Origin of the sequence: Streptomyces sp. NBC_00237, from assembly GCF_026342435.1 — a bacterium.
GTDB lineage: Bacteria > Actinomycetota > Actinomycetes > Streptomycetales > Streptomycetaceae > Streptomyces.
Window position 1 is genome coordinate 104,457 of sequence record NZ_JAPEMT010000001.1, and the last position, 26,605, is coordinate 131,061.

The following is a 26,605-nucleotide window of genomic DNA, read 5'->3' on the forward strand; positions in this document are numbered from 1 at the left end:
GGGGGCGGCGGGCAGGGGACGGCCTGCCGCCCCCTCTTTTTCTTTTTGCGTACGTACGGAAGAGCTTCGACGAGCTTCGGAGCTTCGGAGCTTCGAAGGGCAAGGCAGGTAGCGGCATGGGACTTCGCGCACAGGTACGGACCCGGGACGGCTGGGCCGTGCAGCACGCGGTGGTGACGGTCACCGACATGACCGGCACGCAGGTGCTGCGGGCGGCGGCGGACGCGGACGGGGTCGTCACCGACGCGGCGACGCTCGCCCCCGGCCCGTACACGGTGATCGTGACGGCGGTCGGCTACGCGCCGGTCGCCTCGACGGCGCTGGTCACGGCGGCGGGGCGGATCGAGGCGGGGAACGTGGTGCTGGCCCGTCAGGGCGGCGTGGAACTCCCGCCGCCGGGCGTCTGGACCATCGACCCCGTCCACTCCTCGGTGGGCGCGGTCGCCCAGCACCTGGGTATCTCCAGCGTGCGGGGCCGGTTCACGGACTTCTCCGGCCGGATCGAGATCGCGGAGGACGTGGAGAAGTCGCGCGTCGAGGCGGTCATCTCGTCCGCCACGATCGACACGGGCAACGCGATGCGCGACGGGCACCTGAAGTCGGCGGACTTCCTGGACGTGGCCGCCCACCCCGAGATCACGTACCGCAGTACGGGTCTGGTCCCGGCCGGACCCGACCGGTGGACGGTCCACGGGGACCTCGCCCTGCACGGGGTGGTCCGCCCGGTGGACCTGGACCTGAGCTACCTGGGCACGGGGCCGGACCCGTGGGGCGGGGTCCGGGCGGCGTTCCGCGCGACGGCGGATCTGCGGCGGGACGACTTCGCGATGAACTACAACCAGGTGGTGCAGGCGGGGATCTCGGCGATCGGGGCCACGCTGAGGGTGGAACTGGACATCCAGGCCGTACAAGGGTCTGCGCCCCTTTAGGGGCGCGGGTCCGCATCCCTGTGCGGCTCCGCCGCGCGCACGCTCCCGGCTCCGCTGAGCCTGAGGGGCGCGGGGAACTGCGCGCCCAGCCCCGACGCACCCGCACATCCGAACCCCCAAGCCTCGCGAGTTTAGGTGAAGGGGTGGGGAGGGGCGGCCCGCCGCAGGCGCACCGGGGTGCGGCGCACCTGATGGCGGAGGTAACGGCGGGCGGCACCGGGGCGGGCCCGGAGCGAGGGGGCCGCCCCCTTGCCCGCCCGTTCCGCCCCCGGGGGGCGGCCCCGCCGCCCAAGGGGGCTGGGCGGAAGCCCCGCCGCCCAAGAGGGCTAGGCGGAGGCAGAGGCCAAGGGGGCTAGGCGGAGGCAGAGCCAAGAGGGCCGGGGGGTGGAGGGTCAGGTGCGGCGGGCGAAAGAGCCGGGCTCGGGCGGCCGCCCCCCAGTCTGAAGCACCAGCTCGTAACACAGCTCACGAAGCTTGACGTTGCGCCCCTGAGAGGCCCGCCGCAGCACCCCCAGAGCCGCCTCAGCAGGACACCTCTGCCGCGCCATCACGATCCCGATCGCCTGGTCGATCACGAAGCGCGACTCCATCGCCGCCCGCAGATCCCGCGCCGCCTCCGTCTCCTTCTCGATCCGCTCGGCGACGGCGACCGCCCCCGCCGCCTGCTCCGCGAACCGCCGCGCCACCTCGCGCCGGTCGGCGAAGGCCCCCGGCTCCCGCGAGTACAGGTTCAGCGCGCCGGCCGTGAAGCGGCGGGACTCCGCGTCGGACACCGTCGAGGGCGGCCGCCCCTGCACCGACAGCGGCACCGCGAAGACCGACCGGATGCCCTGCCCCGCGGCCAGCCCCGGATACGGCCCCCAGCGCTCCTCGGCGAGGGTGTCGGCGACGTACTCCTCGATCCCGTTCTCCAGGCTGCACACACACGGCCCGGCCTCGACCTCGTACTGCAGGGCATCCAGCGTGAGCGCCTGCGAGTCGCTGCTGGCGGTGGTCACGAGACGCCCGTTCCTGCGCATGGTGACGCTGCACGAGTCGGCGCTCTCGACCGCGTGCACGGCCTGCTCGGTGAGCTCCTGGAGGAAGGAGTCCAGGCCCCGCCAGTCGGTGAGCGCGTCGTGCATCGACGCGAGGTCGAAGCCGTTCACCCGGCTCCGTCCCCGACCGTCTCCCGGTTCGCCTCCCGGACCGCCTCCCGTGCCGGCGATGGCGTCAGTCATGTCAGTCATACTTCCGCGCGTGCCCCAGATCCGGCCGGAAACTCCGTTCCGTCACTCACCGTCGCCACACCTTCATCACCCTGTCATCACTCGGCGGCCGATGCGTCGACCATGCGCGACGCGATGTCACGGAGCTTCACGTTCCCCTTCTGCGAGGCACGCACCAGCCGGTCGAACGCCTCGGCGGCGTCGATGTTGAGCCGCCCCATGAGCAGCCCGGTGGCCTGCCCGATGACGTCCCGGGTGTGCATGGCCTCGGTCAGCTGCTCGGTCACGGCGACGGTCTCCAGGGCGATCCCGGCGTACGCGGCGAGCAGTCGGCCCACCCGTACGACCGCCTCGTCGGCGAACGCGCCGGGCCGCTTCGCGTACAGGCTCAGCACACTGAACCGGCTCGGGTGGCCGCGCAGCCGCAGGAAGAGCGCGCAGCCGCCCGCGCCGTCGTCGACGACGGAGAGCGGGGTGTCCCACAACTCCTCGCCGGGCGGCAGGAGTTCGGACTCGGGTACGTCATCGGTGGTGGCGAGGGTACGCACCCTGCCGGAGCGCTCGACGACGAAGAGACCGGCGCGGTCCGTACCGGGAACGAGCTCCCGGGCGAGCCGTACGGCCGTGCGCGCGGTCTGCTCGCGGCCTTCGGCGGCGTGCAGTTCGAGCGCGGCGGAGGCCAGGGCATCGGCGAGACCGAACTCGGCCTGCCGGGAATCGACCTGCCAGGAATCGGCCTGCCGGGAATCAGCCTGCCCTGTGTCGACCTGCCGGGAATCGGCCAGTCTGAAATCGACCAGCCCAAAGTCGACTTGGTCATGCGGAATTTCGGGAATGTCGGACGCAGTCACCACGAACCTCTTCGGCGTGCACGGCCCAGGGTGCGGCCGTGCCCGGGAGAGCTCCGCAGCACATTCCCGACTGCGAGCAAAGGACGAACAGACTCTATCCGCTTCTGTCCTACGGCAAAGCAAGCAGCAGTGGATCAGCCAGGCCCCGACGCCAGTGCAAAGCTTCGGCGGGCATTGTCCGGACACCCTCGACCGCCCGCCGCCCGCATGGTCCAATGAAGTTCCCGGTCAGGAAGCGGCCCCCCGACCACGCCGCGCATCATCGCGTCGGCTTCGGACAGGTGACCACTGTGCCCTTGCGTCTCACCCTCCGTGACCTCCCCTGCCTGCCGCACCTGCCCCGGTGCACGCTCCTTCTGATGCCGCCGGAAATAGACATCGCCAACAGCGACGACCTGTACGCGGCCGTGCGCGAGGCCGTGGACCAGCGGCGCGACCGGGCGGACGTGCTGGTGCTGGACTTCACCAGGACGACCTTCACCGACAGCCGCGGTGCCCGGCTGATCTCCGCCACGCGGGAGTACGCGGAACGGTCGGGCATCACGGTGCGGCTCGCGGTGCCGGAGAGCGGGGTGGTGCGGCGGGTGGTAACGCTGACCGGGATCAGGCGGGACGTACCGGTGTACGCGTCGGTGGCGGACGCGGTGGCGGGCGACGAGGAGCTGTGAGGGCGGGACCGACGGGGCCGAGGGCCCCCAGGACCTCTGGATCCTCTAGGACCCCAGGGAACCCGAGGACCCCGAGACTCCCGAAGACCCCGAGGACCCCGAGGGCCCCGAGGGCCCCGAGGGCCCCGACGCCTCGATGCCCGCGATCAGCAGGTCCAGCGCGTACGTGAAGTCCCGCCCGAACATCTCGACGACCGTGTCCCCTCCCCGCGCCGCCATGATCTCGGTGGAGGCCCGGAACAGCTCCGCGTCCACGGCCTCCTCGGTGACCCTCCCCATCGACTGCCGGTAGAGCTCGTCCCCGGTGATCCCGGCCTCGGCCGCGCGCTGGTAGAACTGCGCCTCGCTGTTGGCGAATCCGTACACGAACTGGAAGACGGCGGCGATGGCGCCGCCCTGCCGCTCCACCGGGACGCCGCCCTTGCGCATGACCGCGATCGAGGCGCCGGAGAAGGCCATCATGTGCGGCCCGATGTTGAGGAACCGGCTCATCAGCCCCGTCGTCCAGGGGTGGCCGACGAGCATCTCCCGGTAGCTCTGGGCGAGTTGGCGGAGCTGGACCCGCCAGTCGGCGTCGTCCTCGGGGTCGGGATCGGGCGGGCTGAGTTCACCGGCCACGCGGTCGAGGGCGAGTTCCAGGAGGTCGTCCTTGTTGGCGACGTACCAGTAGACGGACATGGCGGTGACGCCCAGCTCGGCGGCGAGCCGACGCATGGAGAACTTGGCGAGGCCCTCCGCGTCGAGCAGGGCGACGGTCGCCGCGGTGATCTTCTCCAGATCGAGCGCGGCGGCGGGGTCCCCCTTGCGCCCGCCGCCTCCGCCGGTGCCCTTGGTCTCGCTCTTGCTCCCGCTCTTGCTCCCGCTTCCACTCCCGCGCGGCGTTTTCGCGTCCAGCCACACGCTGCGCAGTCCAGGCTTCTTGACGGGATCGGCCGCGGGCACCATGGGGCACACTCCTCGGTTCTGCTGCTCTGCTCTTCTACTGCGCCGCTGTTCTACGCTCTGGAGCCTTACCGCTCTGGAGCTTCACTGCTCTAAAGCTTTCCCGCTCTGGAGCTCTCCTGCTCTGGAGCTCTCCTGCCCAGAGACGGACCAGGTTGTTCCGGTTAGCCCGGTCCGATGCTATTCAGTATCAGCCCGCAGGGGTACGGGAAGCAGCACGGGACGCCGCCTCCGCCCGCCTGAGCAGCACGGCAGCCAGAATTCCACCGGCCAGCACCGCCCCGGCCCCGACCAGTTGGCTCGTCTCCAGACCGGAGGCGAAGGCGTCCCGGACGCGCTCCCGCTCCTCCGCGCCACGGGCCGCCGCCATGGCCGCCGGAAGCGAGAGGGCCCCGGCCGCACCCGTGAGCAGGGCGGCGAAGCGGGAGTTGAGGACCGCGCCGAGGACGGCGACCCCGAGCCCGTTGCCGAACTCGCCGAGCGTGCCGTTGATCCCCGCGCCGACCCCCGCCTTCTCCGGCGGAATCGCGCTCATCAGGGCGTTCGCCATGGCGGGCCCGGCCAGTGCGACGCCTACGCCCATCACCACGAGCCCGACGACCATGCCGCCGTACCCGTCGCCCCCGAGGACCGCGATGGCCGCGAGCCCGGCCGCGACGCAGCCCATGCCCACCGCGATGGTCCCCGGCGTGCCCAGCTTGGGCAGCAGCCGCGCGCCGACCCCCGTCAGGTTCAGTACGACGACGGTCGCGGCCAGCGGCACGGTCCGCAGCCCGGCTTCCAGGGGGTCGTACTGGAGCACGAACTGAAGGTGCTGGGTCAGCAGGTACAGCGACCCCGTCATCCCGAACGCGACCAGGATCGAGCCCGCGACCGCCCCGACGAAGCGCTGGTCGCGGAAGAAGTGCATGTCGAGCATCGGATGCTCGATCCGCAGCTCCCACCACACGAACGCGACCAGCGCGACGACGCCGACCGCCGCAGCGCCCAGCACCTGTCCGGCCGACCAGCCGTGCTCGGGCCCGGTGATGATCACGTATACGACGGCGGTCATGCCGATGGTGGAGAGGACCGCACCGAGCAGGTCGGGCCGGTCGCCCGCCGGATTCTTGGACTCCGGCACGAGGGCGAGGACCGCGATCAGCGCGAGGATCGCGACGGGGATGTTGATCAGGAAGATCGCGCCCCACCAGAAGTGTTCGAGCATCACGCCGCCGATCAACGGCCCGGCGGCGAAGCCGAGCATGTTGACGGTGGCCCACAGGCCGATCGCCTTGACCCGCTCCTCGTCGTCGAAGATCTGCACGACGACGGCGAGGATGGTGGTCATCAGCAGCGCGCCGCCGACGCCCATCCCGGCGCGCGCGGCGATCAACTGCCCGGACGTCTGGGCGAGTCCGGCCGCGAGCGAGCCGATCCCGAACAGTGCGAGCCCGATGGCCAGCAGCTTCTTGCGCCCGTAGCGGTCGGCGGAGCTGCCCGCGGTGAGCAGCAGCCCGGACTGGACGAGGGCGTACGCGTTGATCATCCACTGGATGTCGGTGCTGGACGCGTGGAGTTCGGCGGTGAGGGAGGGGATGGCGACATTCAGGACGGTGTTGTCGAGCAGCACGGTGAGCTGGGCGAGACAGATGACGCCGAGGATCAGCCAGCGCTGGGGGTGGCCGAGGGGGGCGGGGGGCGTGTTCCCGGGTGCGTTCTTGGTGGTCGTCGTTGCCATGACGAAACTCCTCTACGGTGTACAGGTCTTGCTGTACACCGTAGAGGAGCCTCTTGTACGTCGTAAAGTTGATAAGCGGGCGAGGCACTCGGTCAGGTCAGGTCAGGTCACAGAGGGCGGCGGCGTACGGGGCGAGGGCCACGGTTGAGTGCTCGTGGAAGATCCCGGCCATGAAGGTCTCGCCACCGGTCACCCACCCGGCTTGATCAAATAGCCCGCCCCACGCCGCGTACGGATCATCGGCGCACGCCCCGCATCGATCTTCTTCCTCAGGTACGAGATGTAGAGCTCGACCACATTCGCCTGCCCCCCGAAGTCGTAGTTCCAGACCCGATCCAGAATCTGCGCCTTGCTCAGCACCCTCCTCGGGTTCCGCATCAGGAACCTCAACAACTCGAACTCCGTTGCCGTCAGCCGTACTTCCTTCTCGCCCCGCCACACCTCGTGGCTGTCCTCGTCGAGCCGCAGATCCCCCACCACCAACTCCGAATCGGGCCGCACCACCACCCGCCCGCCCCCGCTCCGCCTGATCAGCCCGCGCAACCGCGCCACCACCTCCTCCAGGCTGAACGGCTTGGTCACGTAGTCATCGCCCCCCGCCGTGAGCCCCGCGATCCGGTCCTCCACGGCGTCCTTCGCCGTCAAGAACAACACCGGCACGTCCGGCAGATCAGCCCTCACCCGCCGCAGCACCGCCAGCCCGTCCATGTCCGGCAACATCACGTCCAGCACCACTGCATCCGGCCGGAACGCCCGCGCGGTCCGCACCGCCTCGGCCCCGCCTCCCGCGCTCCGGGTCTCCCACCCCTCGTACCGCAGCGACATGCACAGCAACTCCGCGAGCGGAGCCTCGCCGTCCACCACCAGCACGCGCACGGCCTCACTGCCGCCTCCACCACGCCTGCCGCCACTGCCCGCCGCACCGGTCGCCGCCCACTCGCCCGCCCGGATCCCACTCACACTCGCTGTCGTCCGCATGGGGCCCACCCTCACGACCTCCGGTGAAAGCACCCTTGCCCGTTCCTGTGAATCCCCTGAGAAGGCCGGCCCCTCCCCCAGAACCCCAGCCCCTCCACACAGAAGCCCACCCCCTCCCACGCAGAAGCCCACCCCCTCCGCAGAGAAGTCCCCCTCCCCGGAATAGCCCCATCGACCTGCCCGTTAGCCCCCACATGACCTCCGACTCCCCCCTCTCCCCCCGCTCCACCCACACCCGTACGTACGGCCGCCTCGGCATCTGGAGCGGAGCCCTCCGCTCCACCACCCCCGAGAGCCACCTCGAACTCACCGACGCGGTAACGGAGTTGGAAGACCTCGGATACGGAACGATCTGGTCCGGCAGCAGCCCGTCCCCCGACGACGTCGCACCGCTCCTCGAAGCGACCGACCACATCAAGGTCGCCACGGGAATCCTCAGCATCTGGCAGCACGAGGCCGAGGACGTAGCCGCGAAGGCGGCCGCCTTCGAAGACCGCTACCCCGGCCGCTTCGTCCTCGGCCTCGGCGTCAGCCACGACGCCCTCGCCCCCCAGTACGCCCGCCCCTACTCAGCCATGACCGCCTACCTCGACGCACTCGACAGCGCGGCCACTCCCCTCCCCGCCTCCCGCCGCGTCCTCGCCGCCCTCGGCCCGAAGATGCTGAAGCTCGCCTCCACCCGGGCCGCCGGCGCCCACCCGTACCTGGTCACCCCGGCCCACACGGCCCAGGCCCGCGAGGCCCTCGGCCCCGACGCGTTCCTCGCCCCGGAACTGACCGTCGTCCTGAACCCCGACCTCACCGAGGCCCGTACGACCGCCCGCACCATGCTCGGCCGCTACCTCGCCCTCCCCAACTACACCAACAACCTCCTGCGCCTCGGCTTCACGGACTCCGACTTCTCGAACAACGGCAGCGACCGACTCCTCGACGCCCTCTTCGCCCTGGGCGACGAGGACCGCATCCGCTCCAAGGCCGAGGAGTTCTACGCGGCGGGCGCCGACCACCTCGCCCTCCAGGTCCTGCCCTCCGCCGACCGCGCCACCACCCTCCCCCGCTCGGAATGGCGCGCCCTGGCCAAGGCCCTCCTCTAGGGGCTTAGCCCACAGCCTCCAGCCCGAACAACCGCGCCCCATTCCCCCAGCACACGGCCCGCAGCCACTCCTCCCCCAACTGGAGCCGCTCCAGCGCCTCCAGTTGGTGCAGGTACCCGTACGGAATATTGGGAAAGTCGCTCCCCAGCAACACGCGATCCCCCAGATCCCTGAGCCGCCCCAGCTCGCTCTTCGGGAAGGGCGCCATCCGCTCACTGAAGTCCGTGAACGCCATGGTCGTGTCGAGCCTGACCTCCCCGTACTTCTCCGCCAGTCCCAGGAACTCCCCGTACTCGGGCATCCCCATGTGCGCCACGATCACCCGCAACCGGGGATGCCGCGCCAACACCTCCCCCACCGGCCCAGGCCCGGTGAACTTCCCCGGCACGGGCCCGGACCCGCAATGCATCACCACCGGCACCCCGGCCTCGGCCAGCAGCCCCCAAACCCCCTCCAGCTCCACGCTGTTCGGGTCATACGCACCCACCTGCAAGTGCGCCTTGAAAACCCTCACCCCACCCTCCACAGCCCGCCGCACGTATTCCTCGGCCCCCTGCTCCGGAAAGAACGTCCCCGTCCGCAAACACCCCTCCGTCCTCTCCGCGAACTCCTCCCCCCACCCGTTCAACCACTCCGCCATCCCCGCCTTGTGCGGATAGATCAGCGACGTGAACCCCACCACCCCGAACTCCCGCAACAGCTCGACCCTCCGCTCCTCCTCGAACCGATACGTGATCGGCCATTCCACCCCCGTCAACGGCCCCACGGCATCGAAGTACGCCCACACCTTCTTCAACACCCGCTCCGGCATGAAGTGCGTATGCACATCGACCAACCCCGGAATCCCGAGCCTCTGCCAGAACTCCCTCACTCGGGCTGTTTCCTCTGCACTGTTCGTCATGCGCGGCACGCTACGTGCATCAACTTGCTTCAAGAAACAGCACGTTATCCACAGGGCTTGACCTGCGATGCTGCGTGAAGCGTCTGGCCCACAGACGCTTCGTGCAACATCTTCAAGATCGTGAAACGTCGGGTACGGTACGACAAGGCCCGAAGCCGCAACTTCGTTTTGCGGCTTCGGGCCGTTTGCCATCCCGCGTTACCTACGGCAGTTCGTAGACCGGCGCCCCATCCCCGGCGAGGCCCCGCTGCTTCATGCACCCCCGCTTGAGCAGCAACCGCAGACAGTCATGCACCCGCACCTGCGGCAGCCCGGTCTGCGCCGCGATGACCTCGACGGGGTACCGCGCCCCACCCCGCACCAGCGCGGGCGCCAGGTACGCCGCCACCGCGTGGACGTCGTCCGTCACCACCAGATTCCGCTGCCGCCACGTGGCCAGCAACTGCTGCGGAGTGACCTCCGGCTCCACCTGTACCGGAACCCGAGGTTCCATGCGCTCGACCAAGGTCTCCAGAGAGCCCGCGATCCTGTCCAGCAGGTCATTGGTCCGGTGAACCTGCTCAACCCGTTCGGCCTGCGCAGCAGCGAAGTGCTCATCCGCCAGTACGTTCCGCTCCTCCAGCCGCACGAGGACGTCAATCATTTCGGGCGGCATGACGTACGCCGTCCCACCCTGCGCCACGGACTGCACTGGAGCTGGCTCCAGCGCGTAGGTGCCGTCCCGCTGGATGGTCGCGATGACCTCGGCCACCCAATTCTTGAACGCCTTCGACTCTGGCTTCTTGCATCCGTTGACAAGCTGGACAAGCCCTCGCAGGTTGACCAATCTCATGTGCCGCATAAGCCCGTGACCTGCAAGCTTGCACGACCCGTCGGCCCAATCGACGGCTCGTGCAAGCTTACCGAGCGACGTTGAGTACTGCGGATCAACACGATTGCGCAATGCATCACGGGTGTTGGCATAGCCAAGTTGCGTGGCTACGTCTGCAGCCGGGAACCAATGTTCCCCATCCGGCAACGTCACCCTCCGCACCCGCGACCCCGTCGCCGCGTACACGAAGTCCCCGACCTCGATCGCGTCCTGCTTGCGCTCCGCCGCGTCTTCCGGCGGCCTGTTCTGCTCGTACATCGAGCATCACCTCCACCCCAGAAGCTGACACGCCGATACGCCAACTGGCCCGAAAACAGCCGAAGTTCACCCCGAAGTGCGACAAGCGCCCATTTCCGCACCACCCCTCCCCCTCAAAACAACCCTTCCTGCACCCCCACCTCCCCCTCCCTCTCCACGAGCTTCACCGGAACCGTCACCCCACCCCCCACCTCCCCTTTCTCCAGCCCCCACCCGGCCAACAACCGGCTGTCCACCACCACGACCCCCACCCCCAGTACCTCCACATGCACGTCCGGCCCCGCCACCGCCACCACCTTCCCCGCCACACACCCACCCCCCACCAGCTCCCTCACCACACCCACAGCCCCCGCCAACCCCTCCAGCCCGAACACCCCCGCATGATCAACCACCTCGCACTCCGCCACCCCCAACGCCTCCGGCCACGCCGCCAACCCCACCGCCCGCGCATGCAACTCCGTGACCTCAGCCGCCCGCTCCCCCGCCCCCGGCAACGCAGCCCGCACCGCCCTCTTCTTCGCGTACGAGATCCGGTCCGGCACCCCGAGCCCCGCCCGCAACAGCTCCTCGCACCGACGCGCCGCCATCAACGGCCCCCGCCCCAGCCAGCTGAACGCCACCGCCCCCTGCTCCAGCAGCCGCGCCGCCCCCCGGTCCTCCCGCGTAATGCCGACCTTCACCATCCCCGGCCCGAACCACGCCAGATACACCGCGTACGGCCGCGGATCGTCGGCCATGGTGTCCGCCGCCACCGACCGCGACCGGTCCAGCCGCGCACACTCCCCGCACTGCGCCTGAGTGGCACGCCCCGGCACCGCAGCTCTCAGCGGACACGGATTCCCCCGCACCCCCACACACCGCCGCTCCCCGACCACCCGAAAGCCGATCTCCCGCCCGTACGAAACGAGACCCCCCGCCCCCACCCCGTACGACAACGGACTGACCGGCCCGCTCCCGGAACCGGCCCCCGCCACCCACCGCAGCCCCGGCGCCCCACCGGCCCAGCTCAGCCCCGCACTCCGCCACTCCCGCCGCCCCGCCCGCTCCCTCTCCATGCCCCCAGTGTGTCCCCCACCACTGACAACGCCCCCGCGTCCACAGACACGAATCAGCCCCCCGGACTGTGTCCGACGGGCTTCCCTCACCGTGCACTCGGCAGGATTCGACCCTGCAACCTTCTGATCCGTACGACCGGGCAGCCCCTTACGGGATGCTCCCCCGACCTCCTGAGCCGATCGCCGTCGCCGTCGCCGGTGATCAACGACCCCCACGTGCCGTCGTTGCCATCAGCGCTGCCGTCAGCCTGCCCCAGCCACGGGACTCCGGCCCTCCCTGATGCCTGCGCGTGGCAGCGGCGGCGCGAAGCGGGGCGAGGCGGCAGACAGGGTCATCCGCCCACCGCGCCCGAGCGCGGCGGTGGCCCGAGGTGCCGGGGACCTGCCGTACTGAGCTGCGCCCACGAAGAAGTGAAGGGGGGCGGGTCCTCCCGGGCGGCTACCGGGTGGAGCACTCGGCGGGACGCCCCTTCCTGCCCTTGCAAACCCCCGCACACCCACCAGAATCTCACTCAATGCGCACAAATGTTTACAATGTGTTTGAGTTTGGTCGCCAGTCGCGCGCGAGGATCGCCGCGCCCCGGACCTGAAGCTGAAGGAATCCCCATGCTCAAGGCAGCACTCATCGGCGCGGCCGCCGCACTCACGGCCGCCGCTTCCCTCCCCTCGGCTTCCTCCGCTCCGGCGGAGCTTCCGGCCGCCCCTGCGGCGAAGCTCTCTGCCGCTCCGAAGGACCGGGTCACCATCAAGGTCGCGCAGGTCAACGGCTCGGGCTGTCGGCCCGGCACCGCCTCCGTGGCCGTGTCGCCGGACAACACCGCGTTCACCGTGACGTACAGCGAGTACCTGGCACAGGTCGGCCAGGGCGCGAAATTCATCGACTCCCGGAAGAACTGCCAGCTCGGGCTGAAGGTCAACATCCCCCAGGGGTACACGTACGCCGTCGCCAAGGCCGACCACCGCGGCTTCGCGGACCTGGCCCAGGGCGCGTACGGCACTCAGAAGTCGAGCTTCTACTTCCAGGGGATGTCCGACACCGACCGGCGCACCCACCAGGTGCGCGGGCCGTACCAGGGCAACTGGCAGGTCACCGACCGCACCGGTATCGAAGCGCTCGTCTTCGCGCCGTGCGGTGCCCAGCGGAACTTCAACATCAACACCGAGTTGGTGGTGAACAAGGGCCAATCGGACCCGTCCCGCACCAGCTTCATGACGATGGACTCGACCGACGGCAGCTTCAACACCAAGTACCACTTCGCCTGGAAGAAGTGCCCGGTCAGCTAGTACTCCAGACCCTTTGCGGCCCCGGTCATCCGTGTCTCGGCACGGACGGCCGGGGCCGTCTGCTGCCGTCTGAATGCCGTGCCGGGACAGTTGCCGTCCACCACTGCCGTCCCGGGAAACGCGAGAGGCCCTCAGGATTTCTCCTGAGGGCCTCTCGCCTGCTGTGCACTCGGCAGGATTCGAACCTGCAACCTTCTGATCCGTAGTCAGATGCTCTATCCGTTAAGCTACGAGTGCTTGTCGCTGTGCTTCCGGGCCGTTTTCCGCCCCGTCGGCGTTGCAAGAAGAACATTACATGACCTGCGCCGTCATGCGAAATCCATTCCGCGCACCCGGCCTGACCTGCCCAAACACCCGGACGAGTGACGGGCGTGGCGCGTCCCTCCGGCCGCTCCCGACGATCACATCCGGAAATCCCCCGCAGGACCACCCCAGCCATCAGCCGGGGCTGCCCGAGTGCGCCCGAGCACCCCCGAGCGCGCCCGGAACCCCGAGAACGGCCGAAGCCCCGGTCCTGGTGGACCGGGGCTTCGATGGTGCTGGCGGAGGCGGAGGGATTTGAACCCTCGATGGGCTTTAAAACCCAAACCGCATTAGCAGTGCGGCGCCATAGACCGGACTAGGCGACGCCTCCAGCACAACCCACACACGCCAGCGCTTGCGCGTTCGCGAGTAGGTGCGTTGCAGATGATGGCACAGCATTGCGCGGTGTCACCAATCGCACCCCACGGTACTAGGCGTCGGGGCGACAGAGCAAAGCACTTGTGACGGCCGGTCGGGGCGATTCGCGATGAAGATCCCTTTCGCTCCGCCCGAAGATCAGCTCCACGAGCCGGCCCGCACCCTCCGAAGATCCACTCCGCGACCCGCCCCTCGCCACACGAAGATCCACTTCACCGACGTGTGCAGCTCCACAGCAGCTCCCCGTCATCCGCCGTCACGCCCGTATCCCCAGCCTTTAGACTCCTTCCAGTGACAACGTGCGCCCCGAGGAGAAAAATTGGGGCCGACCCGGGGTCACCGACTGGGCACAACGCAGTAATTCAGGGAGGAACCGTCGTCGTGAGCAGCAGGCCATCCCGAGGCGCTGCTCGCCTCGCAGCGATACTCGACGCGCTTCCTGACGGGCTCCTGCTCGTCAATTGCAACGGGACCGTCGTCAACGCCAACACCATCGCCCTGGAGACCTTCGAGACTCCCGGCACCGCACTGGTGGGGCGCGGACTGCTCGACCTCCTGCCGGAGTTCGACTCCAAGCTGATCCCCGGGTCCATGCGCCGCCCGGCAGGCACCGACGCGCTGGGCCGCACCAAGCCGACCCGGATGATCGCCCGCCGCACCGACGGCAGCGAGTTCCCCGTCGAGGTCACCAGCGCCAACCTGGAGGACGGCCGGGACGCCTTCTCCGCCGAGCGACCGACCGGCGCCACCTCCCTCACGGGTGACGAACTGCTCATGCTGGTCGTACGAGACCTTTCGGGCACCGTCGACACCGAGGCCGAACTGGCCCGTTCGCAGCGGCAGACCGAGATGATCCTGCGTGCCGCGTCCGAGGGCGTGGTGGGCACCGACACCGAGGGCCGCATCGTCCTCGCCAACCCGGCCGCCGCGCAGATCCTCGGGTTCCGGGCGAGCGACCTGGGCGGCAAGGAACTGCACGCGCTCGCCGTGCACTCGCGGGCCGACGGGACGCCTTTCCCGTACGAGGAGTCTCCGCTCGCCGACACCCTGAAGTCCGGGCGCAAGCACCGGGTGCGCGGACAGGTGCTGTGGGCGAAGAGCGGCAAGCAGGTGCCCGTCGACCTGACGACGGCACCGGTGCGCGACGGCGAGCAGCTGGTGGGCGCGGTGATGACGTTCACCGACCGCCGCTCGTACGAGGAGCAGGCGACCCGGCACGCCGGAGAACTGGAGCGGCTGACCACCGGGCACGCCGAGGAGCTGGAGCGGCTGACCGCCCAGCACGCCGAGGAACTGTCCGCGACGCGTGAGCGGTACGACGCCGAGGTGGCCTTCGGCCAGGAGCGGCTGGAGGAACTGACCGACCGACACACCCAGTTGAGCGCCGTGCTCGGCGGGTCGCTGCGCGGGCCCCTGGAGGAACTGCGCGGCGAGCTCGGCACGCTGGCCTCCGACCCGGCGGGACAGCTGTGGCCCGAGGCCAACCAGGTGCTGCACCACCTGGCCGCCGGGTACGCCCGGATGACGACCCTCGTCGACAACGTGCTCGGCTTCCAGCGGCTGGCCTCCGGCGTCGAGCCGCTCGTCAAGGCGAACGTGCTGGTGGACGGTGTGGTCGCGGCGGCCGTCGAGGGTGCCGTCGAGCTGATCGGTCCCGGCCGTGTCCAGTTCGCGGTGCACGCGCCCGCGATCGAGGCCGAGGTGGACGGCGGTCGGCTGGCGACCGCGCTCGCGCACCTGGTCGCGGACGTCGCCGGGGTGGACTCGACGGGCAAGGTGGCCTCGGCAACGGCTGCGGGCGGCGGTTACGTCGACTCGACGATCGTGGTGGCGGTGGCCCAGCGCGGCGAAGTCGTGCGCTTCGAGGTGCGCGGCCCGTACGCGGGCGGCGACCCGGTGCACGAGCCGATCGTGCGGGGCATCGTCCAGGCGCACGGCGGCGTGCTCCAGACGCACGAGGTGCCGGGCATGACCGGCAACGCGTACGTCCTGGAGGTGCCGATCGGCGCGGGCTCGGGCGTCGACCAGGCTCCGGCCCCCGCGGCCCAGGCGGAAGCCCCTGCCCCTGCTCCCGTACCGGCGCAGCAGAATGGCGGCCGTCGGGCCAGGCGGTCCTCGACCGACGCTTTCCTCGACGGGGAGCAGAAGCCCTCGGAGTCCGCCGGGGCGGGTGCTGCCACGACCGGTGACACTCCGGCCGGTGGCACTCCGGCCGGTGGCAGTCCTGTGGGTGGCAGTCCTGTGGGTGACGCTTCTGCCGCCGCGCCGAGCGGACGGCGCAGGGCGCGTCGCGGCCCCTCCGACGAGCAGCAGGAATTGATCCCGGCGCAGGGCACGGGCGACGGCACGAGTGCGGGCGGTGGTGGCACGGGCCGCCGACGCGGTCGCCCGAGCCCGTCCGAAGAGCCTGCGCCGACGGGTGCCTCGCACGACGGTTCCGATACGGGTGCCGCCGTGTCCGGCGCGGATGCTCCCGCGCCCGGTGCCGGTCAGGCTCTCGCGCTGCCCGGCCCCTCCAAGCCCGCCGACCTGAGCGGCCCTCCGGTGCGGGGCGGACCGGGCGCACACCCCGGGCCAGCCGGGGGCTCTGTCGTACCGGCCGGTGACAGTTCCTCCGGGCGCGCGGCGCTCGGAGGGACGGTGCCTCCTCAGGGCGTGCCTCCGCACGTCGTTCCAGCGCAGGGGCTCTCCGCGCAGGGTGCTGCGGAGGCAGGGGCCGCAGGGCGTCGTGCCCCGCACGCGGACGGGGGCTCCTCGCCCGCGAGCAGCGGCATGCCCGCCCTGCCGCCCGCCCCGCCCTCTGCGCCTGGCACTCCCGCCCCCTACGGTCAGCGGCCGCCGGGAGCGGACGCTTCCGCCATGCCCGCCGCCGCCCGTCCTGACGGGACCGCACCGTCGCCGGACGACACCTCCGGCCACGAACAGGTCCTCGCGTCCGCCGGAGCCGCCCCGCACCAGGGGCAGGGGCTACGCGGCCAGGCCGGGGGCGGACGTCGGGCCCGGCGTGCGCTGGCCACCGCGCCCGCCGAACCCGAAGAGGCCCGCAGCCCGTTCGCACTGCCGCCCGCCGAGGCGGACCGCGTTCCGGCCCGGGCCAGTGACGCACGGCCCGGTGACGTACGGCCCGGTGACGTACCGCAGGAGCGGGCCGCCCAGCCCGCTCCGGGCGGCTGGCCCACGCCCTCCGCCGACGTCGCGAACCCGCAGCACCCGCAGGCCCAGCCCCTCCCGCAGGTGCCGCCGCAGATCCCCACGACACCGCAGCCGCAGCCGCAGCCCCTGCCCCTGCCCGCCGGGTCCACGCACTCCACCCAGGGGCGCGCCTTCAGCGTGCGGACGCTCGGGCAGGGCATGCCGTTCTCCCAGCAGATCGCCCAGCAGCAGAACCAGACGCTGGGCTCCGGACGCCGCCGCAAACTGGCCGCGCCCTCCGAGGCGGAGCGCCCCGCGGCAGCCGCGCTCTCCGGGGCCGCCGAAGAGCCGGAGGCCCGTCCGCACCCGCAGAGCCCCCAGCACACCCCGACCGGCGGCACGCCCACCGGAGCGGCCGCCCCGCAGCACCAGCAACTCATCCCCGAGGCATCCGAAGGGCGTGCGTACGCCATAGGAGCCCCGGACGAGGGCAGCGAGGGCCCCGAGCCGCTGGACGGGCCGGGTGGCGCCGTGGAGGTCTCCAACCGGCCCGTGCCGCAGCCCGTCGACGACGAGCTGCCCCCGGAGCCGCTGGACAACCCGCGCAGGCTGCTGGTGTGGCCCGCGCCGGACGCCTCCACGGAACAGGCGCTCAGCGACCGTGGGTACCGGCCGGTGATCGTGCACTCCCGCGAGGAGGTCGACGCGCAGATCGCGGCATTCCCCGCCGCCCTGTTCGTGGATCCGCTGACCGGGCCGATCACCCGTACCGCGCTTCAGTCACTGCGTCAGGCGGCCGTGGCGGCGGAGGTGCCCGTCCTGGTCACCGCCGGGCTCGGGCAGGCGACCCGGGAGGCCGCGTACGGAGCCGACCCGGCCGTACTCCTCAAGGCGCTCGCCCCGCGCGACAGTGAGCAGCACCCGCCGCGCGTCCTGCTGATCGAGGAGCACGAGGAGATCGCGCTCGCGCTGACCGCCACCCTGGAGCGGCGGGGCATGCAGATCGCCCGCGCCGCGACGGACACCGAGGCGGTCAATCTCGCCACCCAGATGCGGCCGAACCTGGTCGTGATGGACCTGATGCTGGTCCGCCGCCGCAGGGCGGGCATCGTCGACTGGCTGCGCGCCAACGGGCAGTTGAACCGCACTCCGCTCGTCGTCTACACGTCGGCCGGACTCGACCAGGCGCAGCTTCCGCGCCTGTCCTCGGGCGAGACGGTCCTCTTCCTCGCGGAGCGCTCCACGAGCGCCGAGGTGCAGGGCCGGATCGTGGATCTGCTGGCGAAGATCGGCACCAACTGACCGACGGCGGCTGGTGTTTCACGTGAAACATCGCGAAGGGGCGGGTCATGTTTCACGTGAAACATGACCCGCCCCTTCTCCCGTTGCCGCAGGGCGGGACTCGCTGCCGCAGGCTAGAGCTCGGTGACCTGCAGCTCCCCGTCCGCGTAGCTCTTGCGGATCACCTTCTTGTCGAACTTGCCGACGCTCGTCTTCGGCACCGCCGGAATGAGCGCCCAGCGCTCCGGCAGCTGCCACTTGGCGATGCTCTGGGCGAGGAAGTCACGCAGGTCGGTGTACGAGGCGGTGGCGCCCTCCCTGAGGACGACGGTGGCCAGCGGGCGCTCGCCCCAGCGGTCGTCCGGGACGGCCACGACCGCGGCCTCGGCGACGTCGGGGTGGGCCATCAGCGCGTTCTCCAGGTCGACACTGGAGATCCACTCGCCGCCGGACTTGATGACGTCCTTGGCACGGTCGGTGAGGGTGAGGAAGCCGCCGGGGCTGATCACGCCGACGTCGCCGGTCTTCAGCCAGCCGTCCTCGCTGATCTTGTCCTCGGGGCGGAAGTTCTCGCCGCCCGCGCCGCCGTAGTACGAGCCCGCGATCCACGCGCCCCGTACTTCCAGCTCACCGGCGGACTCGCCGTCCCATGCCAGCGTCTCCCCGGCCGGGCCGATCAGCCGCGCCTCGACGCTCGCCGGGAGGCGGCCCTGGGTGATCCGGTACGGCCACTCCTCCTCGGGGGTGAGACCGGCCGGGGGGTGCGCCATGGTGCCGAGCGGCGAGGTCTCGGTCATGCCCCACGCGTGGCAGAGCCGGACGCCGAGCCTGTCGTACGCCTCCATGAGGGCGGGAGGGCAGGCGGAGCCGCCGATGGTGACCTGGCTCATGGAGCTGAGGTCTCGGGGGTTGGCGGTGACCTCGGCGAGGAGGCCCTGCCAGATGGTGGGGACGGCGGCGGCGTGCGTGGGACGCTCGCGCTCGATCATCTCGGCGAGCGGGGCGGGCTGGAGGAAGCGGTCGGGCATCAGCATGTTGATGCCGGTCATGAAGGTGGCGTGCGGGAGGCCCCAGGCGTTCACGTGGAACTGCGGGACCACGACGAGGGTGGTGTCCTTGTCGGTCAGCGCCATCGACTCGGCCATGTTGACCTGCATGGAGTGCAGGTAGATGGAGCGGTGGGAGTACGCGACGCCCTTGGGCTCGCCCGTGGTGCCGGAGGTGTAGCAGAGGGCGGCGGCGGAGCGCTCGTCGATGTCCGGCCAGTCGTAGGTGGTCGGGCGGCCCGCGATGAGCTCCTCGTACTCGTGGACCTGCGGGGCGCAGCCGTCGAGGAGGGAGCGGTCGCCGGCGCCCGCGACGACGACGTGTTCGATCGTCGGCAGGTGCGGGAGGAGCGGGGCGAGGAGGGGGAGCAGGGAGCCGTTGGCGATGACCACGCGGTCGGCAGCGTGGTTGACGATCCAGATCAACTGCTGCGGAGGCAGCCGCAGGTTGAGGGTGTGCAGCACGGCGCCCATGGAGGGGATCGCGAAGTACGCCTCGACGTGCTCGCCGTTGTTCCACATGAGGGTGGCGACGCGCTGGTCGCCGACCACTCCGAGCTCGTCGCGCAGGGCGTTCGCGAGCCGGGTGGCGCGCTCGCCGATCTCCGCGAAGCTGCGGCGCTGCGGTTCGGCCTCACCGGTCCATGTGGTGACCTGGGACTTCCCGTGGATCGTCATCCCGTGCTGCAGGATGCGGGTCACAGTCAGCGATACGTCCTGCATGGTGCTGAGCACGGCGTCCTCCCGGTGGGCGCGCGAAAAGGCACAAAGGGCACGGGGCAGCGAAATGTCGCCCGTGCGTGTGCGGCCGATTCTGCGCGCGTACCCAGCGGTATGTCACTACCTGGAGGTAACCAAAAAGCAGGCAGAATCCGGGAGCCCGCTGTGGAGATCGTCGCCGGTCAGCGCACTGGAGTCAGTTCGGGGTCCTCGCGGAGCTTGCCGAGGGCGCGCGACACGGCGCTCTTGACGGTGCCGACGGAGACGCCGAGCACCTCGGCGGTCTGCACCTCGCTGAGGTCCTCGTAGTACCTGAGGACGACCATGGCGCGCTGGCGGTCGGGGAGCTTCATGATCGCGCGCCACATGGCGTCGTGCAGGACCTGCCGCTCGGCGGGGTCCGGGGCGGGCGCGACGGAGGACGTGCTCGGCTCGGGCAGTTCCTCGCAGGCGAACTCGTCGACCTTGCGCTTGCGCCACTGGGAGGTGCGGGTGTTGACCAGCGCGCGGCGCACGTAGCCGTCCAGGGCGCGGTGGTCCTCGATGCGCTCCCAGGCGACGTACGTCTTGGTCAGCGCGGTCTGCAGCAGGTCCTCGGCGTCGCTCGGGTTGGCCGTCAGCGAGCGCGCGGTGCGCAGCAGGACGGGGCCCCGGGCCCGGACGTAGGAGGAGAACGACGGGTACCCCGTGAAGGCGGAGCGGCCGGGGTTCGCGGTGTGCCCGGCGTGCCCGGTGGCAGCCTTGGATGCGCTGGTGCAGACAGGCGTGGTCATGTGTTCCACGCTAGAAGTGGCGGCGGCCCCGGGGATCGGCCCCAGGTCCCGAAGGCATGTCCGCCTCAGGTTGTAGGGGTGGGGCAGGCCCCACCTCCTGAAGGTGGAGGGGGGCCGGTCCGACCTCAGGGTCGGGACGCGTCCGGGGTGAGGGTCGGAGGGCGGGGTGAGCGAGTCGCTCCAGGGGGACTGCCGGGGAAACCCCCTGGCCGGGACGGGTGGGAGCCACTTGACCAGGACGGGGGCGGGTCACTCCCAGGTGCGGGCGACCAGGGCGTCGATCCGGTTGCGGTCGATGTTCAGGCGGTGCCCGCCGTGGGTCTCCTTGACGTTGCCCGCGTACTGGTGGACGCGGCGGTGCGGCATCCAGGCCCGGGGGTGCAGCGCCGGCTCCCCGGTCACCGACGGCTTCTTGCCCCAGCGGGCGAACCACACCACGGTGGGCAGGTCCTTGACCTTCGCCCGGCGGGCCCGTTCCAGGTGCACGACGCCGGAGTCGGCACTGCTGTAGTAGCCGGGGATGTAGCGGTGGCGGCGCAGCTCGCGGTTCCAGGCGCGGACGAAGTCCAGGGTGCGGGCGGCGCAGGCGCGGTTGCCCACGTCGTACGACTCCATGTCGAGGTAGAGGGTGCTGCCGGGGATCAGGCCGTGCCAGCGGGCGCGCGTCACCGCGTCCCGGGCCTCGGCCGCACCCTGCCGCCAGGAGTCGCGGCCGATCGCGTAACGCCGCTTGTGCTTGACGGTGACGCACGGGGACTGGGAGCCGACGTACACCGGGAGCAGGAACCAGCCCATCCGGTCCACCGACTTGATCCACTGCTTGTTGAGGTTCGTCTGGCGCGGACAGCCGCGGGCCCGGCCGCCGAAGTAGATGCCGACGGCGCGGTACGGGGAGGACCGCCAGGCCCGCATCGTCGCGACGGACGGGGCCTCGCACGTGTCGAAGGCCCAGCCGTTGAAGTGCACGGGCCGCCCGGAGTACGGCTTGGCCTCAGCGGACCGAGCCTCTCCCTCTCCGGGATGTGCCGCCGCCCCCGGCGTGGGCAGCGCGAGCAGGGCGGCGAACGCGAGGGCGAGCGCCACGCCTCTGCCGGACGACCATTTTCGTACGTACGATACGTACGTTGAGCCAGCAAATCGGTACATACCGTTAGCTAACGGTCATTCAGTGGCCGAGTCCACGACGCACGCCGGGCCGGTCAGGAATCCGCGCCCAGGATCAACCCGGATGTGGGAACCCCGGTGCCCGCCGTGACCAGCGTCCGCGCCGCCCCCGCCACCTGGTTCACCGAGGTGCCACGCACCTGCCGGACCGCCTCCGCGATGCCGTTCATGCCGTGCAGGTACGCCTCGCCGAGCTGCCCCCCGTGCGTGTTCAGCGGCAGGGCGTCCGCCGCCACGAAGTCGGCCGCCTCCCCTGCCTTGCAGAACCCGAACTCCTCCAGCTGCATCAGCACGAACGGCGTGAAGTGGTCGTACAGGATCCCCACGTCGATGTCCGACGGCGCGAGCCCGGACGTCCGCCACAACTGCCGTGCCACCACGTCCATTTCCGGCAGCCCGGTCAGGTCGTCCCGGTAGAAGCTGGTCATCGCCTCCTGCGAGCGCCCCGCCCCCTGTGCGGCGGCCACGATCACGGCGGGCGGCTGCGCGAGGTCACGGGCCCGTTCGGCGCTGGTCACCACGATCGCCTGCCCGCCGTCGGTCTCCTGGCAGCAGTCCAGCAGCCGCAGGGGCTCCACGATCCACCGCGAGGCCGCGTGATCGGCGAGCGTGATCGGCTTGCCGTAGAAGTACGCGGCCGGATTGCGCGCCGCATGCCTCCGGTCGACCACCGCGACCTGCCCGAACGCCTCCGGGGTGAGCCCGTACGCGTGAAGGTAGCGCTGCGCCGCCATCGCCACCCAGGACGCCGGGGTCAGCAGGCCGAACGGCAGCGCCCACCCCATCGCCGCCCCCTCCGCCGACGGCTCCCTGCGCTGCACCCCGGACCCGAACCTGCGCCCCGACCGTTCGTTGAACGCCCGGTAGCAGACCACGACTTCGGCCACCCCCGCCGCCACCGCCAGCGCCGCCTGCTGCACGGTCGCGCACGCCGCGCCGCCCCCGTAGTGGATGCGGGAGAAGAACGACAGCTCGCCGATCCCCGCCGCCTGCGCGACGGTGATCTCCGGGCTGGTGTCCATCGTGAAGGTGACGAGACCGTCGACGTCGGCGGGCGTCAGCCCGGCGTCGTCCAGCGCCGCGTGCACCGCCTCGACGGCCAGCTTCAGTTCGCTGCGCCCGGAGTCCTTGGAGAACTCGGTCGCCCCTATCCCCACGATCGCGGCCTTCCCGCCCAGCTCGTCCGCCCTGCGGATACTCATGCGAGCTCCTCCCCTGCGGCACCGAACGCCACGGTGACCGTGCCGGCGACGTGACGGCCGATGCCGTTCGCGCCGACGATCCCGATCTCGGCGACGCCCTCCGACTCGTCGACTTCGGTGACGGTCCCGCGCAACACCAGCGTGTCGCCCGGGTAGTTGGGCGCACCCAGCCGAATCTTCACCGCCCGCAGCCGCGTCCCGGGGCCGAGGCTGTCGGTCACGTACCGTCCGACCAGGCCGTTCGTCGTCAGGATGTTCATGAAGATGTCCGGGGACCCCTTCTCCCGCGCGGCCTCGGCGTCGTGGTGCACGTCCTGGTAGTCGCGGGAGGCCACCGCCCCGGCGACGATCAGCGTCCGCGTCACCGCGATCTCCAGCGGCGCCAGCTCCTCACCGGCCCGCAACCCCCGCACCCCTCCGGAACTCATCCCTCCACCTCTTCCTCTTCCTCCACGAGAAGCCGTCCGAGCTCTTCCAGCGCCTGACCCCCACCGCCCAGGTACGCGTCGATCTGCCGCCCCCAGAGGAAGTGCCGGTGTACGGGGTGCTCCAGGTCGGCGCCCATCCCGCCGTGCAGGTGCTGGCCCGCGTGCACCACGCGCCGCCCCGCCTCGGACGCCCACCAGGCCGCCGTCAGGGCGTGCGTCGCGTGGGGCAGGCCCTGGTCGTACCGCCAAGCCGCCTCGTACGCGGTGACCCGGATCGCCTCGGTGTCCATGTGCGCGTCGGCGGCCCGCAGCTGGACAGCCTGCTTCGTGGACAGCGGACGCCCGAACTGCTCCCGCTGCGAGGTGTACTCCACGGCCCGGGCCACCGTCCCCGCACAGACCCCCGCCTGCAACCCCGCGAAGGCGATCACCGTCGCCCGCCGCACGCTCCCGTACGCCTGAGGCCCCGGCCCTCCCAGCCGCTCCGCCCGCGCCCCGTCGAGCGTGAGCCGCCCCGCCGACCAGGGCGCGGTGGTCTCCACCGGCTCGGCCCCGACCCCCTCCTCCTGGGTCCGTACGAGCCACAGCCCCCGGTCCGCGTCCGGCACCAGCACATGGGTGGCGTCCCGCAGCCACGGCACCACCGGCACCACCCCGGTCAGCGCACAGGAGTACGAGCCGTCGCTGCTCTCCGCACCGCCGCTCACCCGAACGTGTCCGGGCCCGTTGGCTGAAAACGCACCTACGGCTACGAGGGACCCGTTTCGCAGACCAGGACCCATCGTTTCCTGCTGTTTTCGCGTCCCGAAAGCACCCAGGGCGAGCAAACCCGCGACTCCCGTGGCCGCGAACGGAACCTGTGCGGTGGTCCGTCCCTGCTCCTCCAGCAGCAGGACGAGTCCCAGCAGCCCCACTTCCTCCACCGCTTCCAGCAGTCCGGCCTCGCCCAGCCGCTTCCACAGCTCGGCATCGGTGCCCGACCCGGCCGCGCTCAGCCGCTCGTGCGTGGACAGGTCGCCGAAGATCCGCGCCGCCAGGTCCCGCGCCTCCTGCTGCACCTCGGTCGGAGTGAAATCCATCCCGCTCACCCCTCACCCTCGGCTGTCCCGACGCCCTTGTCTCCTTCGATGCCCTCGACGCCCTCAACGCCCTCCACGACGCGGAACACCGGCAGCTCCAACTCCTCGTCGCAGCGCTGGAACTCCGCCCGGACCCGCATCCCGATCCGCACCCGTTCGGCAGGCACCCCGACCACGTTGCTGATCATCCGCACGCCCTCGGCCAGCTCGATCAGCCCGACCGCGTACGGCGGATCGAAGGCCGGGAACGCCGGGTGGTGCATCACCACGTACGAGAAGACCGTGCCCTCGCCGCTCGCCTCGACGGTGTCCCACCGGGCCGACCCGCACCCATTGCATCCGGGCAGCCACGGGAAGCGGAGCAGTGCGCACGCCGCACAGCGCTGGATCAGCAGCCGGTGAGCGGAAACCCCCTCCCAGAAACCGGCGTTGTCGCGGTTGATCACGGGCCGTGGCCGCAGCGCGGCAGGAGTGCTCTCCTGGGACGCCGCGTTCTCCTGGGACGCCGTGTTCTCCTGCTCGGCCGCTCCCTGTTGAGTTTTCCTCGCAGCCGGGCCGGTCCGCCTCCGCGCCGGGGCGTACTTGAGGATGCGGAAGCGGTGCGTGCCCGCCAGCTCCCCGTCGCCGTAGACGTCCATCCGGGTCGTGACGAAGTACCCGGTGCCCAGCTTGGTCGTCTTGCGGTCGGACACCGACTCGATCACCGCGTCGAAGGTGATCCGGTCCCCGGGCCGCAAGTCCCGCACGTACTCCTGCTCGCAGTCGGTGGCCACCACCGACGTACACCCGGCGCCGTCGAGCAGCGCGAACAGGCCCTCGTACGCCGACGATCGATCCGTGTGCCCGGACAACCCGCCCATCGTCCAGGCTTGAAGCATCGTCGGCGGAGCTATCGCGTCCGGCCCCACATATGCCGGACTGGTGTCTCCCATCGCTTCGCACCAATGCCTGATCATCGGCTCGTTGACCAGGTCCTTGCCCACTGCCGAGGTGGCCGCCGCCTGCCCCTCGTACTTCTTCAAACGGGCGTGGAATCCGTCGAGTTCCCCACCGTCGTCACTTTCTGCGACGAATTTCAGCTTCTCCGGACTCTCCGTCACCGCTTCGTCCTCCGCATCCCGAGCCGCATGGTCGCCACGATCTCCCGCTGCACCTCGCTCACCCCGCCGCCGAAGGTGTTGATCTGGGCGGCCCTGTTCATCCGCTCCAACTCGCCCTCCCCGAAGACCCCCGGCGACCCGGCCCGCACCAGCCCCGCGTCCCCCACCACTTCCTGGCAGAGCTGATAGACGGCGACCGCGCTCTCGGTCCCCACGAACTTCACGCCGCTGGCGTCCCCGGGCGCCAGCGTTCCCGCCCCCACCTCCCCGACCAGCCGCCAGTTCAGCAGCCGCACCATCGCCAGCCGGGCATGCGCCTCGGCCAGACGGGCCCGCACCCAGGGCCTCTCACCTGGCCTTTCGCCGGTGTCGGGGTCGATGCGCCGGGCATGTTCCAGCGCCTGGGCGAAGGTCTCCTCGGCCTGCATGCCGATGGCCGCGAGGGCGACGCGTTCGTGGTTGAGCTGGTTGGTGATCAGCCCCCACCCCTCGTTCTCGTCCCCGACGAGATTCCCGGCGGGGACCCGGATCCCGTCGTAGTACGTGGCGGTGGTCGTCAGCCCCCCGACCGTCTCGATCGGCGTCCACGAGAAGCCGGGCGCGTCCGTCGGCACCAGGACGATCGATATCCCCCGGTGTTTGGGGGCTTCGGGGTCGGTGCGGCAGGCGAGCCAGATCCAGTCCGCGTTCTGGGCATTGCTGGTGAAGACCTTCTGCCCGTCGATCACCCAGTCCGCCCCACCCACCCCACCCGCGTCACCCGCTCTACCCACCCCACCCGCATCACCCGCTCTACCCACCCCACCCGCTCCACCCGCCGACCGCACCGCACGGGTGCGCAGCGCCGCCAGATCGGTACCGGCCTCCGGTTCGCTGTACCCGATGGCGAAGACGAGCTCGCCCCGCAGGATCCGCGGCAGGAAGAACCCCCGCTGGGCCTCGGTCCCGTACTTCATCAGCGTCGGCCCGACCGTGTTGAGCGTGACCATCGACACCGGCGCGCCCGCCCGGTACGCCTCGTCGAAGAAGACGAACTGCTCGTCGGGGCCGCGCCCCTGGCCCCCGTATTCCTTCGGCCAGCCGAGCCCGAGCATCCCGTCGGCGCCGATCCGCCGCAGCAGCGCGCGCTGCCCGGCCGCCTCCGTCGGCGGCCCGTCCGGCATCAGTTCACGGAAGTACGAGCGGAGTTCGGCGCGCAGTCGCTGCTGGCGCTCGGTCGGTGCGAGGTGCACGGCGATGG

General features: G+C 70.9%; 21 protein-coding genes and 2 tRNA genes. 5 read left to right on the top strand and 18 right to left on the bottom strand.

The window, feature by feature from the left end:
- Positions 1-116: 116 nt before the first annotated feature.
- On the top strand, positions 117-929 hold the full coding sequence (locus tag OG897_RS00500; RefSeq protein WP_266651728.1) for a YceI family protein: 813 nt from the start codon (positions 117-119) through the stop codon (positions 927-929).
- Positions 930-1,321: 392 nt separating this feature from the next.
- On the opposite strand, the gene OG897_RS00505 is transcribed toward OG897_RS00500, so the two are convergent.
- Together OG897_RS00505 and OG897_RS00510 are read right to left on the bottom strand one after the other, a co-directional pair.
- Positions 1,322-2,149: a GAF and ANTAR domain-containing protein gene (locus tag OG897_RS00505; RefSeq protein ID WP_266651730.1), complete on the bottom strand. Its 828-nt coding sequence runs from the start codon at positions 2,147-2,149 to the stop codon at positions 1,322-1,324.
- Between the two features lie 86 nt (positions 2,150-2,235).
- Complete coding sequence (locus tag OG897_RS00510; RefSeq protein ID WP_266651732.1) at positions 2,236-2,988, bottom strand: ANTAR domain-containing protein; 753 nt, start codon at positions 2,986-2,988, stop codon at positions 2,236-2,238.
- A 215-nt stretch (positions 2,989-3,203) separates the two neighbouring features.
- Here OG897_RS00510 and OG897_RS00515 point away from each other — a divergent pair, with 215 nt between their 5' ends.
- Positions 3,204-3,656 carry an STAS domain-containing protein gene (locus OG897_RS00515; RefSeq protein ID WP_266651734.1) on the top strand — a complete coding sequence of 151 codons (453 nt, stop codon included), beginning with the start codon at positions 3,204-3,206 and terminating at the stop codon, positions 3,654-3,656.
- Positions 3,657-3,701: 45 nt separating this feature from the next.
- On the opposite strand, the gene OG897_RS00520 is transcribed toward OG897_RS00515, so the two are convergent.
- The 3 genes from OG897_RS00520 to OG897_RS00530 all read right to left on the bottom strand — a co-directional run bounded on the left by OG897_RS00520 (position 3,702) and on the right by OG897_RS00530 (position 7,296).
- Entirely contained in the window at positions 3,702-4,601 is a 900-nt protein-coding gene (locus tag OG897_RS00520; protein WP_266651736.1) for a TetR/AcrR family transcriptional regulator, read from the bottom strand.
- Positions 4,602-4,788: 187 nt separating this feature from the next.
- Positions 4,789-6,318, bottom strand: a complete 1,530-nt coding sequence (locus tag OG897_RS00525) for an MFS transporter (protein ID WP_266651738.1) — start codon at positions 6,316-6,318, stop codon at positions 4,789-4,791.
- Positions 6,319-6,507: 189 nt separating this feature from the next.
- Positions 6,508-7,296, bottom strand: a complete 789-nt coding sequence (locus OG897_RS00530; RefSeq protein ID WP_266651740.1) for a response regulator transcription factor — start codon at positions 7,294-7,296, stop codon at positions 6,508-6,510.
- A 194-nt stretch (positions 7,297-7,490) separates the two neighbouring features.
- On the opposite strand from OG897_RS00530, the gene OG897_RS00535 reads away from it, so the two are divergent.
- Positions 7,491-8,390, top strand: a complete 900-nt coding sequence (locus OG897_RS00535; RefSeq protein WP_266651742.1) for an LLM class F420-dependent oxidoreductase — start codon at positions 7,491-7,493, stop codon at positions 8,388-8,390.
- Positions 8,391-8,394: 4 nt separating this feature from the next.
- Here OG897_RS00535 and OG897_RS00540 read toward each other — a convergent pair whose 3' ends face one another.
- The 3 genes from OG897_RS00540 to OG897_RS00550 all read right to left on the bottom strand — a co-directional run bounded on the left by OG897_RS00540 (position 8,395) and on the right by OG897_RS00550 (position 11,475).
- On the bottom strand, positions 8,395-9,291 hold the full coding sequence (locus tag OG897_RS00540) for an amidohydrolase family protein (protein WP_266651744.1): 897 nt from the start codon (positions 9,289-9,291) through the stop codon (positions 8,395-8,397).
- Positions 9,292-9,493: 202 nt separating this feature from the next.
- Positions 9,494-10,420, bottom strand: coding sequence for a Bro-N domain-containing protein (locus tag OG897_RS00545; protein WP_266651746.1), 927 nt, complete (start codon positions 10,418-10,420; stop codon positions 9,494-9,496).
- 113 nt (positions 10,421-10,533) lie between these two features.
- Entirely contained in the window at positions 10,534-11,475 is a 942-nt protein-coding gene (locus OG897_RS00550; RefSeq protein ID WP_266651748.1) for a DUF2797 domain-containing protein, read from the bottom strand.
- A 606-nt stretch (positions 11,476-12,081) separates the two neighbouring features.
- Between OG897_RS00550 and OG897_RS00555 the strand changes: the two genes are divergently transcribed.
- A complete protein-coding gene (locus OG897_RS00555) occupies positions 12,082-12,759 on the top strand; it encodes a DUF4360 domain-containing protein (protein WP_266651750.1) in 678 nt (225 codons plus the stop codon).
- Between the two features lie 164 nt (positions 12,760-12,923).
- Here the strand turns inward: OG897_RS00555 and OG897_RS00560 are convergent.
- Together OG897_RS00560 and OG897_RS00565 are read right to left on the bottom strand one after the other, a co-directional pair.
- Positions 12,924-12,996, bottom strand: a tRNA-Arg gene (locus tag OG897_RS00560).
- A gap of 303 nt (positions 12,997-13,299) precedes the next feature.
- Positions 13,300-13,393: transfer RNA gene (locus OG897_RS00565), tRNA-Ser, on the bottom strand.
- Between the two features lie 428 nt (positions 13,394-13,821).
- Here OG897_RS00565 and OG897_RS00570 point away from each other — a divergent pair.
- Positions 13,822-17,874, top strand: a complete 4,053-nt coding sequence (locus tag OG897_RS00570) for a PAS domain-containing protein (RefSeq protein ID WP_266651752.1) — start codon at positions 13,822-13,824, stop codon at positions 17,872-17,874.
- 113 nt (positions 17,875-17,987) lie between these two features.
- Here the strand turns inward: OG897_RS00570 and OG897_RS00575 are convergent, their stop codons facing one another.
- The 8 genes from OG897_RS00575 to OG897_RS00610 all read right to left on the bottom strand — a co-directional run bounded on the left by OG897_RS00575 (position 17,988) and on the right by OG897_RS00610 (position 26,597).
- Positions 17,988-19,634, bottom strand: a complete 1,647-nt coding sequence (locus OG897_RS00575) for a long-chain fatty acid--CoA ligase (RefSeq protein WP_266651754.1) — start codon at positions 19,632-19,634, stop codon at positions 17,988-17,990.
- A gap of 167 nt (positions 19,635-19,801) precedes the next feature.
- Positions 19,802-20,392 (bottom strand): SigE family RNA polymerase sigma factor, encoded by a 591-nt coding sequence (locus OG897_RS00580; RefSeq protein WP_266651756.1) that lies wholly within the window; start codon positions 20,390-20,392, stop codon positions 19,802-19,804.
- A gap of 249 nt (positions 20,393-20,641) precedes the next feature.
- Positions 20,642-21,475, bottom strand: coding sequence for a DUF1906 domain-containing protein (locus tag OG897_RS00585; RefSeq protein WP_266651758.1), 834 nt, complete (start codon positions 21,473-21,475; stop codon positions 20,642-20,644).
- A gap of 116 nt (positions 21,476-21,591) precedes the next feature.
- Positions 21,592-22,758 carry a lipid-transfer protein gene (locus OG897_RS00590; RefSeq protein ID WP_266651760.1) on the bottom strand — a complete coding sequence of 389 codons (1,167 nt, stop codon included), beginning with the start codon at positions 22,756-22,758 and terminating at the stop codon, positions 21,592-21,594.
- Complete coding sequence (locus tag OG897_RS00595) at positions 22,755-23,162, bottom strand: MaoC family dehydratase (protein ID WP_266656456.1); 408 nt, start codon at positions 23,160-23,162, stop codon at positions 22,755-22,757. The genes OG897_RS00590 and OG897_RS00595 overlap by 4 nt, the downstream gene beginning before the upstream one ends.
- A 20-nt stretch (positions 23,163-23,182) precedes the next feature.
- The gene (locus tag OG897_RS00600; protein ID WP_266651762.1) at positions 23,183-24,265 is read right to left on the bottom strand and encodes an acyl-CoA dehydrogenase family protein; all 1,083 of its coding nucleotides are present in this window, start codon (positions 24,263-24,265) and stop codon (positions 23,183-23,185) included.
- Between the two features lie 5 nt (positions 24,266-24,270).
- Positions 24,271-25,344: a bifunctional MaoC family dehydratase N-terminal/OB-fold nucleic acid binding domain-containing protein gene (locus tag OG897_RS00605; RefSeq protein WP_266656458.1), complete on the bottom strand. Its 1,074-nt coding sequence runs from the start codon at positions 25,342-25,344 to the stop codon at positions 24,271-24,273.
- A 17-nt stretch (positions 25,345-25,361) separates the two neighbouring features.
- Positions 25,362-26,597 carry an acyl-CoA dehydrogenase family protein gene (locus tag OG897_RS00610; RefSeq protein WP_266651764.1) on the bottom strand — a complete coding sequence of 412 codons (1,236 nt, stop codon included), beginning with the start codon at positions 26,595-26,597 and terminating at the stop codon, positions 25,362-25,364.
- Positions 26,598-26,605: the final 8 nt, after the last annotated feature.